The following is a 12,035-nucleotide window of genomic DNA, read 5'->3' on the forward strand; positions in this document are numbered from 1 at the left end:
CGAGGTCCGGCCTGATTCCTGCCGGAACCGGCAGGCGTGTGAACGACCGTGCGGGAGTGGCCCGTTGCCGCAGGATCAGGCCCTGCTCGAACCCGTCAGGTGGGCGAAGACCACCACGTTGCCCCGGTAGCCGGTGGCCCGCGAGTAGCCGCCGCCGCACGTGATGACCCGCAACTCGGGGCGCTCGGCCGGGCCGTACACCTTCTCGTCCGGGAAGTCCCGCGCGTCGTACGCCTCGACCGCGTCCACCGTGAACACGGCGACGCCGCCGTCCCGCCGGTCCACCTCGATCCTGCTGCCCTTCGGCAGGGCGCCGAGCCGGTAGAACACGGCGGGGCCGTCGGCGTTGTCGACGTGGCCCGCGACGATCGCGGTGCCCGTCTCGCCGGGCGTCGTGCCGGCCTCGTACCAGCCGGCGAGGTCGCGCCGCTCGGCCGGTGGCACGTCGAGGCTGCCGGACGGGGTGAGGCCGAGGCCGGTCAGCGGGGCGTCCACCCGGATCGCCGGAATGCGGATGCGGTCGGGCGGCGAGGGCGGCAGCGCGGGCGCCGCGGGCCGACCGCCGTCCCGCCCGGAACGGGCCTGCGCGGCGGACGGCTGCGGCGGAGCGCCCGAGTCCAGGGCGTCGCTCAGCAGCCACGCGCCCGTGCAGAGGGCGAGTGCCGTGACGACCCCGGTGGCCACGTTGCCGAGCCTGCGCATGACGAACCTCCCTGGACCTGACGGCCCGTACGGGTGGGGCGAAGCCCGGGTGGGCACCGACGGCCGCCCCGGGAATTCCGACGGGACCGGTCGGATGCGGTACGGAATGCCGGCCGACGGGACCGACGCGCGCGGCCGAACCGACCGCCGCACACAGCGCCCCTCGTCGCCACGCACAGCGTCCCGTGTCGCCATGCACAGTGCTCCCTCGCCGCCACGCACAGCGTCCCGTGTCGCCATGCACAGCGCTCCCTCGTCGCCACGTACAGCGTCCCGTGTCGCCACGCACAGCGCCCCCCATGTCGCCCGCACACAGCCCCCGCGCCACCGCGCAGCGCACCCGCGTCGCCGGCCGAGGCGCCCCGTACCCCCTCCGGGCCGCGAGGGGCGTCGGGTCCGGAGGGGGAGGGGAGTCGCGGTACCGGCGGACGGGCAGCGGAGGGTGCCCGTCAGATCCCGTCGCCTCTCGCCCGGCGATGCAGGAGCCAGGTACCGCCCGCGGCGGCGACGGCGAGAGCCGTCACGCCGGCCGCGGTCTGTACGGGATCGGGGCCCAGAGCGCCGCCGACCCCCGTCTTCACACTTCCGCGCGGATACGTCCCCTGCCGGTGCGACGCCAGCGTCACCACGAGGTCGCCGGTCACCCGCCGCCCGCTGCCCGCGCAGGTCGCGACGATCTCGTACGTCCCCGGCTGCGCGCTCGGCGGCACCCGGAACCGCCCGGTCGCGTCCCGCCCGTGGGCGCCCGGCACCAGGGTGAAGGCGCCGGCGCCCACCGCCGCCGCGTCGCCCTGCGCGGTGCCGCCCTCGCCGCACGCGCCGGTGTGCACCGCGACCCGGCCGCCGGGCACCACCGAGTACGGGTACACGTCCAGGCCGTCGGTGCCCGCGCCGTACGCGGGCGCGGCGACGGAACCCGCGGCGGCGACGGCGAGGGCGCCCCCGGTCAGCAGACGGGCGGTACGGCGCATCCGTGCTCCTCCGAGCTGTTCGGCGGGTCACGGCCCGCGACACCCCCATGTGCCGCTGCGTCGGCCGTGTCCCTGCCCTACCGAGGTAAGTGGCAGCACGCCCGGCGCGCTTGCTGATGGCTCGTCAGAAAGGGGATGAACGGGTGCCGCCCCGGGAGCCCGGCGGACACCGCGACGCCCTCGTTTCGGCAGGTCACCGGCGTGCTGTGTGTCTCCCGGCGACAAGAACCGGAAGGGTTGCCCGACGCGCGTGTGAACGGGTGACCGCTCCGCCCGCGGCACCTCGCCCCACGGGACTTGACCTCAAGCCCACTTGAGGTCGGACGCTCTCTCCATGAACACAGCAGACCCCCTCAAGGTCGTCCTCGTCATCGGCAGCAACCGCCACGGCCGCTTCGGCCCCGTCGTCGCCGACTGGCTCCTCGGCCATCTGCGCGACCACCCCGACCTCGACCCGGCGGTCGTCGACGTCGCCGCGACCGACCTGCCCATGTCCCTGGCCCGCGGCCCCAGGGCGGCGGCCGCGCTGGCCGACGTGACGCCGAAGCTGGCGGAGGCGGACGCGTTCGTCGTCCTCACGCCCGAGTACAACCACTCGTTCCCGGCGGGCCTGAAGAACCTCGTCGACTGGCACTACGCGGAGTGGCGCGCCAAGCCCGTCGCCCTGGCCTCCTACGGCGGCGTGTCCGGCGGCCTGCGCGCCGTCGAACACCTGCGTCAGGTCTTCGCCGAGCTCCACGCCGTCACGGTCCGCGACACCGTCTCCTTCCACAACGCGGGCGCGGCCTTCGACGACGCCGGCGTCCTCAAGGACCCGTCGGGCCCCGACGCGGCGGCCAAGGTGATGCTCGACCAACTCGCCTGGTGGGCCCGGGCCCTGCGCGAGGCGAGGCGGACGACCCCGTACGCCGCCTGACCCCGCGCACCCGCTCTCTCTCCCCCCCGGCGCCCCCTCACGAACGCGGGACGGCCGCCCCGGAAACCACTCCGGAGCGGCCGTCCCGCGGGCCGCGCGTCCTGGGCGACGAGGTCAGCCCACGTTCACCGCGCGCCACGCCGCGGCCACCGCCGACCGCTCCGCGCTGCCGTCGCCGTACAGGTCCTCCGCCGCGTCCAGGGTGGCCTGGCGGGCGGCGGCGTACGTCGTCGAGGACGTCATGTAGACCGTCAGCGCCCGGTACCAGATCGCGCCCAGCTTGTCCCGGCCGATCCCGGTGACCGACGAGCCGTCACAGGTGGGGGAGTCGTGGGCGACGCCGTTCACGGTCTTGGCACCGCTGCCCTCCGCGAGGAGGTACGCGAAGTGGTTCGCGACGCCCGACGAGTAGTGGACGTCGAGCGTCGCCACGGTGGGGCTCCAGCAGTCCACCGAGTTGCCGTCCTTGGACGGCTTGTCCATGTAACGCAGCGCCGCCTGGCCGAAGTCCGGGCGCACGATCTTCTCGCCGATCAGCCAGTCGCCCCGGTCCGAGGCGTTGTCCGCGTGGAACTCCACGAGCGTGCCGAAGATGTCGCTCGTCGCCTCGTTCAGGCCGCCGGACTCGCCCGAGTACACCAGCGCCGCCGTCTTCGACGTCACGCCGTGCGTCATCTCGTGCCCGGCGACGTCCAGCGACACCAGCGGCCCGAACGTCTTGCCGTCGCCGTCGCCGTACGTCATGCAGAAGCAGCTGTCGTCCCAGAAGGCGTTGTTGTAGGCGTTGCCGTAGTGGACGCGGTTGTACGAGCCCTTGCCGTCGCCGGCGATGCCGTTGCGGCCGTGGACGTCCTTGAAGTAGTCCCACGTCACGTCGGTGCCGTACTGCGCGTCGACGGCGGCCGAGGCGCGGTCGGACGTCGTGCCCGAGCCCCAGTGGTTGTCGGCGTCCGTGAACACCGTCGCGGGCGCCCGGGTCAGACAGACGGCGCCCAGCAGGCACAGGTCGGTCTTGTTGCCCGCGTCACCGGTGTACGTGCCGCCGCGCGTCGGGTCCTTCAGCTGGTACGACGAGCCCGACGGCGTCGTCTCCAGCGGAACCGTGCCGCCGTACAGGGACTTGCCGTCCCCCGTCGCCGACTCCAGGCTGTCCCAGGCGTCGATCTGCTCGCCCGTCGTCGCGTCGGTGAGCACGGTGTGGGCGACCGGGTTGCCCTTCGCGTCCTGGGCCACGGCGTCGGTGCGCCAGGCCAGCTTCGGCGCGCCGTGCAGGGCGTCGACGACCAGCTCCGGCTTGGCCGTCAGCCTGCGCAGCGTCTCGCCCAGGTTGGCGGCGCGCAGCACGTTCGCCGCGAGGTCGGCGGCCTTCGGGGCCGACACCCGCGGGGTGGTGCCGGGCAGGGAGAGCGCGGCGCGGGTGGCGCGGTTCACGCTCCGGTACTCGCCCTCGGGCGTGAGGTGGACGACGAAGTCGCCGCCCAGCACGGGCAGTCCCCGGTAGGTGCGGTCGTAGCGGACGTGCTGGGAGCCGTCCCGGTCGACGACCACGTCGCGGACCTTCGTGTCCTGGGCGTCGGTGAGCCCGAGGCTCGCGGCCCGCTCGGCGAGGACCGCGGCGGCGTTCTCGACGGCGGTGGCCCGGGCCGGCCGGTCGACGGCGCCGGCGGAGGAGGGGTACAGGGTGGCCGCGAGGAGGGCGGCGGCGGTGGCGGCCGTGCCTGCCAGGGCGAGACGGGAACCTCGGACGTGCCGTATGCGGCTCATCGGTCTCCTTGGTACGGCGCCCGCGGGGCGCGTGGGGGTGGCGCCGGTCGCGGGCGGTGGCGAGGGCGTGTGGGGATGCGTGGGGGGAACGGGGATGTTGACGGCGATTCAAGACGCCCAGGTCATGTCATGTCCAGGGCGGTTCCGTGACGGTGTGTGTGGGGTGAGAATCGTTTCTGCGGGGCTTCGGTAGAGGCCCCCGCGCACCCGCGGCGCGACGACGAAGACGACGAGGGAGACCCACGCATGACAGAGCCTGCCGGGCGCGCCCCGCACCGCCCCGAACGGCTCCCGTTCTTCGTCTACGGCACCCTGCGCCCCGGCGAGCCCCACCACGACGCCCTCCTGCTCGGCCGCACGAGCGCCGAGGAACCCGCCCGCCTCCCCGGCGCCGTCCTGTACGCCGGCCCCGGCTACCCGTACGCGGTGGACGAGCCCGGCGGCACGGTCCACGGAGACCTCGTCACCGCCCGGCCCGAGGCGTACGCCGACCTGCTCGCGCGCCTCGACCGGCTGGAGGAGTACACCCCGGGCGACCCGCGCAGCCTCTACGAACGCGTCGCCCGCGACGTCGTCCGCGCCCGCGACCGCGCCACCGTGCGCGCCTGGGTGTACGTCGCCGCCCCGGCCGTCACGGCCCGACTGCGGGCGCGCGGCAGGCTGATCGAGAACGGCGACTGGCGGGCCCGGACGCTATGACCCGACCGGTTCGAGCCGCACCGCGCACGCCTTGAACTCCGGCATGCGGGACGTCGGGTCGAGCGCCGGGTTGGTGAGGGTGTTGGCGCGGCCCTCGCCCGGCCAGTGGAACGGCATGAAGACCGTGTCGGGCCGGATGTCCGTCGTGATGCGGGCCGGGGCGACCGCCCGCCCGCGCCGCGACACCACGGCGACCGGGTCGCCCTCCGCCGCCCCGAGACGCGCCGCGAGCCGCGGATGCAGCTCCACGAACGGGCCCGGCGCGGCGGCGTTGAGCTCCTCGACGCGGCGGGTCTGGGCGCCGGACTGGTACTGGGCGACGACCCGGCCGGTGGTCAGCAGCACCGGGTACTCGTCGTCGGGCTCCTCGGCGATCGCCCGGTGCGAGACGGGCACGAACCGGGCCCGCCCGTCCCCGGTGGCGAACCGGTCGAGGAACAGCCGGGGCGTGCCGGGGTGCGCGTCGGCACCGTCGTCGGTGCCCCCCGCCTCGGACCGGTCCGCCGGGCACGGCCAGAAGACGCCGTTCTCCTCGGCGAGCCTGCGGTACGTGATCCCGGAGTAGTCGGCGGGACCACCCGCGCTCGCGCGGCGCAGCTCCTCGAAGACCTCCTCCGGGTCGGTCGGGAAGCCCTTCTCCACGCCCAGCCGGGCGGCGAGTTCGTGCATGACCTCCAGGTCGCTGCGCACCCCGGCGGGCGGCGTGATCGCCTGCCGGCGCAGCAGCACCCTGCCCTCCAGGTTGGTCGTGGTGCCGGTCTCCTCGGCCCACTGCGTCACCGGCAGCACGACATCGGCCAGCGCCGCCGTCTCCGACAGCACCACGTCGCACACGGCGAGGAAGTCCAGCGACCGGACGCGCTCCTCGACGTGTCCCGCGCGCGGCGCCGACACCACCGGGTTGGAGCCCATCAGCAGCAGCGCGCGGATGTCGGTGCCCAGCGCGTCGAGGAGTTCGTACGCGCTGCGGCCGGGGCCCGGCAGCGAGTCGGGGTCGACGCCCCACACCTCGGCGACGTGCCGCCGTGCCGCCGGGTCGGTCAGCTTGCGGTAGCCGGGCAACTGGTCGGCCTTCTGGCCGTGCTCGCGCCCGCCCTGCCCGTTGCCCTGCCCGGTCAGACAGCCGTACCCGGAGTACGGGCGTCCGGCGCGGCCCGTCGCCAGGCACAGGTTGATCCACGCGCCGACCGTGTCCGTGCCCTTGGACTGCTGCTCGGGCCCGCGCGCCGTGAGCACCATCGCGGTCTCCGGCTCGCAGAACATCCGTACCGCCTCCCGGAGTTCGGGCACGGACACCCCCGTGATCCGCTCCACGTACTCCGGCCAGTGCGCCATCGCCGCGGCCCGGGCGTCCTCCCAGCCGCTCGTGCGGTCCTGGACGTACGCCTCGTCGGTGCGGCCCTCCGCGACCACCAGGTGCAGCAGCCCGAGCGCGAGCGCCAGGTCGGTGCCGGGCCGGGGCGCCAGGTGCAGGTCGGCCTGCTCGGCGGTCCGCGTGCGGCGCGGGTCGACGACGATCAGGGTGCCGCCGTTGGCCTTCAGCTCGGTCAGGTAGCGCAGCGCGGGCGGCATCGTCTCGGCGAGGTTGGAACCGACGAGGATCACGCAGCCCGTTTTCGGGATGTCCTCCAGCGGGAACGGCAGCCCCCGGTCGAGCCCGAACGCCTTCGTGCCGGCCGCGGCGGCGGACGACATGCAGAAGCGTCCGTTGTAGTCGATCTGCGAGGTGCCGAGCACCACCCGCGCGAACTTGCCGAGCGTGTACGCCTTCTCGTTGGTCAGTCCGCCGCCGCCGAACACGCCGAGCGCGTCCGCGCCGTACGCCGAGCGCGCCGACGTCAGGCCCTCGGTGATCCGGTCCAGCGCCTCCTCCCAGGAGGCGGGCTCCAGCTCACCGGCGGCGGACCGCACCAGCGGCGACGTCAGCCGCACCCGCGACGACAGCACCTCGGGCGCCGTCCGCCCCTTGCCGCACAGCGCTCCCCGGTTCACCGGGAAGTCCGCGCGCTCGCTCACCTCGACGGTCCCGCCGGGCACGGGCGTCAGATTCATCCCGCACTGCAGGGCGCAGTACGGGCAGTGCGTGGGCGTGGCGGTGTTCTGCATGCCGTTCAGCGTGCGTCGCCCGTGTTACGTGCCGTGACGGCCCTTTGTTACACGGCGCGCACGGCGACCTCCCTGCCGGGACCCACCCGTCGTGAGACGCGCCCGCGCCCCCTCAGGGGGCGTGCGACAGGGCCCGCGCCACGCCCGGCTCCCGGGGCCCCAGGAAGCGCGGATCCGGTTCGACGACGGCGTCCCAGGCCGCCTTGCCCGCCGCCACGACCTCCCGGACGCCCCCGTAGTACCAGGTCGCGTCGCGCGGCTCGGCGACCCCGAGGCCGTACGACGTGACACCCGCCGCCCGGCACAGCGCCACCGCGCGCCGGACGTGGAAGTCCTGGCTGATCAGCACAGCCCGGTCCACGCCGAAGATCTTCCTCGCGCGCACGCACGAGTCCCAGGTGTCGAAACCCGCGTAGTCGCTGACGATCCGCGCGTCCGGCACGCCCTGCCGGACCAGGTAGGCGCGCATCGCGTCCGGCTCGTCGTAGTCCTCCCGGCTGTTGTCGCCGGTGACGAGGACCACCTCGACGCGGTCCGCCCGGTACAGCTCGGCCGCCGCGTCCAGCCGGTGCGCCAGGTACGGCGACGGCTCCCCGTCCCACAGCCCGGCGCCGAAGACCACGGCGACGTCCGTGCGCGGCACGTCGGCGGCGGACCGCAGCCGGCCGTCCGTCGTCAGCCGCAGCCACGTCGCCGGGAGCAGCGCCAGCACGCACCCGGCGACCACCGCCCGCACCAGCCGGCGCCGCCCGGCGCGGGTGCGCGGCAGACGGGGGCGGGGCAGTGTCCACGCATGGGTCGGCCGGCGCATCGGACGGTCCCTTCCTCGGGCGGGCTCTCGCACCCAGGGACGCCGCGCCGGGCCCTCCGGTTCACCCCACGGCACGTGACCGGGCTCACCCCGACCGGTGAATCCGCAGCTCACGACGCCTCACACACCCCCGGCACCCCGCCGTGAACCGCTGGAAAACACCTGTCATTCCGGCGCAACGGGGCGGCAACGTCCCGCGTTCACCATCGGTTCATGACGGCGACGCACAAGACGAGCGAGACGAGCGAGACGAGCGAGACCAGCGGGACGAGCGGGACGAGCGGGACGAACCGCACGAGCGGACCGACGAGCGGCCCGTCTCCTGCGGCCACTGCCTCCGCCCCGGCCGCCCCGCGCGACGACTCCACCGCCCACCTCGACAGTACGGCGCAGATCATGAACCTGATCGGCAGCCGACTCGCCGGCCGGCTCAGCCTCGTCCGGCCCGACGGACGCCGCCGCCTCGCCCGGCCCGCCCTGGTCGCCGTCGCCCACGGCAGCCGCGACCCGCGCGCCCTGGAAACGGTCCGCGCCCTCCTCGACCGCGTCCGCGCGCTGCGCCCCGGCCTGCCGGTGCACCTCGGGCACATCGAACTGAACGCGCCCCTGCTGCCCGACACCCTCGCCGGCCTCGCGGCCCGCGGCACCACCGAGGCCGTCCTCGTCCCCCTGCTGCTCAGCCGCGGCTACCACGTCAAGCAGGACATCCCCGAGATGGCGGCGACGACCCGCGTCCGCACCCGCGTCGCGGCCCCGCTCGGCCCGCACCCGCTGCTGGTGGACACCCTCCACGAGCGCCTGGCCGAGGCCGGCTGGGACCCGCACGCCCCCGCCGCCGAACGCCGCGCCTCGGCGGTCGTCCTCGCCGCGGCCGGCTCCCGCGACCCCGAGTCCCGCCTCGACACCGGCCGCACCGCAGCCCTCCTCGCCGCCCGCCTCGGCGTCCCGGTCCTCCCGGCCTACGCCTCGGCGGCGACCCCCACGGTCCCGGAAGCGGTCGCCACCCTCCGCTCCCAGGGCCGCACGAACATCGCCCTGGCCTCCTACTTCACGGCCCCGGGCCGCTTCGCGACGGAATGCGCGGAGGCGGCCCCGTGGATCACGGCGGCCCCCCTCGGAGCCCACGACAAGATGGCCCACCTCCTCCTCCACCGCTACGACGAAGCACTGACGACGGGGACAAGGACAGAACGCACACTGGCATCAGCCTGACAACGCCGCTCAGGGGGAGACACAAGGGACGCGGGGAACTGCGCGAGCAACCACAACGAACCCACACCCGTCGAACAACCCAACGCACCCACCCCCGCAGGCGCCGTAGGGTCACCACATGGCACCGCCCGCATACGACCCGGCGTCAGCCGCCCGCTGGGCCCCCGAACCCGACAAACGCCCCGGCCGCACCGCCTTCCAGCGCGACCGCGCCCGCGTCCTGCACTCCGCCGCCCTGCGCCGTCTCGCCGGCAAGACCCAGGTCGTCACCCCCGGCACCATGGGCCCGGCGTGGGACGCCAGCCCCCGCACCAGGCTCACCCATTCGCTGGAGTGCGCCCAGGTCGGCCGCGAACTCGGCGCCGCCCTCGGCTGCGACCCCGACCTGGTGGAGGCCGCCTGCCTCTCCCACGACCTCGGCCACCCGCCCTTCGGCCACAACGGCGAACAGGCGCTGAACGAGTTCGCCGCGGACTGCGGCGGCTTCGAGGGCAACGCCCAGTCGCTGCGCCTGCTCACCCGCATCGAGCCCAAACGGTTCGTCACCGACCCCGCCACCGGCGACACCGTCAGTGTCGGCCTCAACCTGACCCGCGCCGCCCTGGACGCCGCCACCAAGTACCCGTGGCCGCGCGGTGCGCACCCCACCGACCCGGCCTCGCGGAAGTTCGGCGTGTACGAGGACGACCGGCCCGTCTTCGACTGGGTCCGCGAGGGCGCCCCCGGCACCCGCACCTGCTTCGAGGCGCAGGTCATGGACTGGTCGGACGACGTGGCGTACTCGGTGCACGACGTCGAGGACGGCCTGCACGCCGGGCACATCGACCCGAACTGCCTGCACGCCGAGCCCGAGCGGCAGGACGTGTTCGCGGTCGCCGTCGGCCGCTACGTCCCCGCCGGCACCGACCCCGCCGAACTCGCCGAGGCCCTCGACCGGCTCCAGGACCAGCCGTGGTGGCCGCACGGCTACGACGGCACGGCCGTCGCCCAGGCCCGCCTCAAGGACGCCACGAGCCAGCTCATCGGCCGCTTCTGCCTCGCGGCGGAGGCAGCGACACGGGCCGCGTACGGCGGCGGGCGGCTCACCCGGTACACGGCGGAACTGGTCGTGCCGCGCGAGACCCGCCTGGAGTGCGCCGTGCTGAAGGCGGTCGCCGACCGGTACGTCATGCAGCGCGCCGAGCAGGAACGGCTCCGCGCCGACCAGCGCGTCGTCGTCGCCGAACTCGCCGAGGCCCTCACCGCCCGCGCCCCGGACGGCCTGGACCCGCAGTTCCGCGCCCTGTTCGACCGGGCGCCCGACGACCGGGCCCGCAAGCGCGTCGTCGTCGACCACATCGCGTCCCTCACCGACGCCTCGGCCCGCTCGCTGCACGCCCGGCTCACGGGCACGGCCGGACACCGACGGGGCAGAGGTGACCCCGATCGGGTCCGAATGTGACCCTGCGTGGCCTGATCGGGCCACTCCCTCTTCCCGCATCACGCTGTGTGCGGGACGCTCGCATGTGGCGACACCATTACGAGGAGGCATCACGTGGTCGACGCGGATCAGACGTTCGTCATCGTCGGTGGAGGGCTCGCCGGCGCCAAGGCGGCGGAGACGCTCCGGGCGGAGGGCTTCACCGGGCGGGTGATACTGATCTGCGACGAACGCGACCACCCGTACGAACGGCCCCCGCTGTCCAAGGGGTACCTGCTCGGCAGGGAGGAACGCGACAGCGTCTTCGTGCACGAGCCCGCCTGGTACGCCCGCCACGACATCGAGCTGCACCTCGGCCAGACCGTCGACGCCGTCGACCGCGCCGCGAAGACGGTCCGCTTCGGCGAGGACGGCACGGTCGTCCACTACGACAAGCTGCTGCTGGCCACCGGCGCCGAACCCCGCCGCCTGGACATCCCCGGCACCGGCCTGGCCGGCGTCCACCACCTGCGCCGCCTCGCCCACGCCGAGCGCCTCAAGCACGTCCTGGCCGCACTCGGCCGCGACAACGGGCACCTGGTGATCGCCGGCGGCGGCTGGATCGGCCTGGAGGTCGCCGCGGCGGCCCGCGAGTACGGCGCCGAGGTCACCGTCGTCGAGCCGTCCCCGACCCCGCTGCACCACGTGCTGGGCCCCGAGCTGGGCCAGGTCTTCGCCGAGCTGCACCGCGAGCACGGCGTCCGCTTCCACTTCGGGGCGCACCTCACGGAGATCGTCGGGCAGGACGGCATGGTCCTCGCGGCCCGCACCGACGACGGCGAGGAGCACCCGGCGCACGACGTGCTCGCCGCGATCGGCGCCGCCCCGCGGGTCGCGCTCGCGGAGGCCGCGGGCCTGGAGATCGCCGACCGGGCGCACGGCGGCGGCGTCGTGGTCGACGAACGGCTGCGCACCTCCGACCCCGACATCCACGCCGCGGGCGACGTGGCGTCCTTCCCGCACCGCCTGTTCGGCACCCGGCTGCGCGTGGAGCACTGGGCCAACGCCCTCAACGGCGGCCCGGCGGCGGCCCGCGCGATGCTCGGCCAGGAGGTCGTCCACGACCGCGTGCCCTACTTCTTCTCCGACCAGTACGACCTCGGCATGGAGTACTCGGGCTGGGCGCCGCCCGGCTCGTACGACGAGGTCGTGATCCGCGGGGATGCCGGGAAGCGGGAGTTCATCGCCTTCTGGGTGAAGGAGGGCCGCGTGCTGGCCGGGATGAACGTGAACGTGTGGGACGTCACAGAACCCATCCAGCGGCTGATCCGCAGCGGCGCCCGCGTCGACACCGAGGCCCTGGCCGCCCCGCACGTGCCCCTGGAGAGCCTGGCCGGCTAGCCGGAGGCCGGAGGGACCGGCCGGCCGACGGCCCGGGGATGTCCGCGCGCCCCC

General features: G+C 74.8%; 10 protein-coding genes. 5 read left to right on the forward strand and 5 right to left on the reverse strand.

The window, feature by feature from the left end; all coding sequences use genetic code 11:
- Positions 1-75: 75 nt before the first annotated feature.
- Complete coding sequence (locus tag ACZ7D7_RS07710) at positions 76-702, reverse strand: class F sortase (RefSeq protein ID WP_470823033.1); 627 nt, start codon at positions 700-702, stop codon at positions 76-78.
- Positions 703-1,151: 449 nt separating this feature from the next.
- Positions 1,152-1,673 (reverse strand): hypothetical protein, encoded by a 522-nt coding sequence (locus tag ACZ7D7_RS07715; protein WP_470823034.1) that lies wholly within the window; start codon positions 1,671-1,673, stop codon positions 1,152-1,154.
- A gap of 334 nt (positions 1,674-2,007) precedes the next feature.
- On the opposite strand from ACZ7D7_RS07715, the gene ACZ7D7_RS07720 reads away from it, so the two are divergent.
- Entirely contained in the window at positions 2,008-2,589 is a 582-nt protein-coding gene (locus ACZ7D7_RS07720) for an NADPH-dependent FMN reductase (protein ID WP_470823035.1), read from the forward strand.
- A gap of 114 nt (positions 2,590-2,703) precedes the next feature.
- On the opposite strand, the gene ACZ7D7_RS07725 is transcribed toward ACZ7D7_RS07720, so the two are convergent.
- The gene (locus tag ACZ7D7_RS07725; RefSeq protein WP_470823036.1) at positions 2,704-4,353 is read right to left on the reverse strand and encodes a M4 family metallopeptidase; all 1,650 of its coding nucleotides are present in this window, start codon (positions 4,351-4,353) and stop codon (positions 2,704-2,706) included.
- Between the two features lie 246 nt (positions 4,354-4,599).
- On the opposite strand from ACZ7D7_RS07725, the gene ACZ7D7_RS07730 reads away from it, so the two are divergent.
- Entirely contained in the window at positions 4,600-5,052 is a 453-nt protein-coding gene (locus ACZ7D7_RS07730; RefSeq protein ID WP_470823037.1) for a gamma-glutamylcyclotransferase family protein, read from the forward strand.
- Here the strand turns inward: ACZ7D7_RS07730 and ACZ7D7_RS07735 are convergent.
- Positions 5,047-7,158 carry a molybdopterin oxidoreductase family protein gene (locus ACZ7D7_RS07735; protein WP_470823038.1) on the reverse strand — a complete coding sequence of 704 codons (2,112 nt, stop codon included), beginning with the start codon at positions 7,156-7,158 and terminating at the stop codon, positions 5,047-5,049. The two genes, ACZ7D7_RS07730 and ACZ7D7_RS07735, sit on opposite strands and share 6 nt — an antisense overlap.
- Before the next feature lie 112 nt (positions 7,159-7,270).
- Positions 7,271-7,969: a SanA/YdcF family protein gene (locus ACZ7D7_RS07740; protein WP_470823039.1), complete on the reverse strand. Its 699-nt coding sequence runs from the start codon at positions 7,967-7,969 to the stop codon at positions 7,271-7,273.
- A gap of 396 nt (positions 7,970-8,365) precedes the next feature.
- Here ACZ7D7_RS07740 and ACZ7D7_RS07745 point away from each other — a divergent pair, with 396 nt between their 5' ends.
- From ACZ7D7_RS07745 to ACZ7D7_RS07755, 3 genes are all read left to right on the forward strand, one after another.
- On the forward strand, positions 8,366-9,181 hold the full coding sequence (locus ACZ7D7_RS07745) for a sirohydrochlorin chelatase (protein ID WP_470823215.1): 816 nt from the start codon (positions 8,366-8,368) through the stop codon (positions 9,179-9,181).
- 118 nt (positions 9,182-9,299) lie between these two features.
- Positions 9,300-10,622: a deoxyguanosinetriphosphate triphosphohydrolase gene (locus tag ACZ7D7_RS07750; protein ID WP_470823040.1), complete on the forward strand. Its 1,323-nt coding sequence runs from the start codon at positions 9,300-9,302 to the stop codon at positions 10,620-10,622.
- Positions 10,623-10,715: 93 nt separating this feature from the next.
- Positions 10,716-11,981: an NAD(P)/FAD-dependent oxidoreductase gene (locus tag ACZ7D7_RS07755; protein ID WP_470823041.1), complete on the forward strand. Its 1,266-nt coding sequence runs from the start codon at positions 10,716-10,718 to the stop codon at positions 11,979-11,981.
- Positions 11,982-12,035: the final 54 nt, after the last annotated feature.

This window comes from Streptomyces sp. NPDC037054 (genome assembly GCF_055606745.1).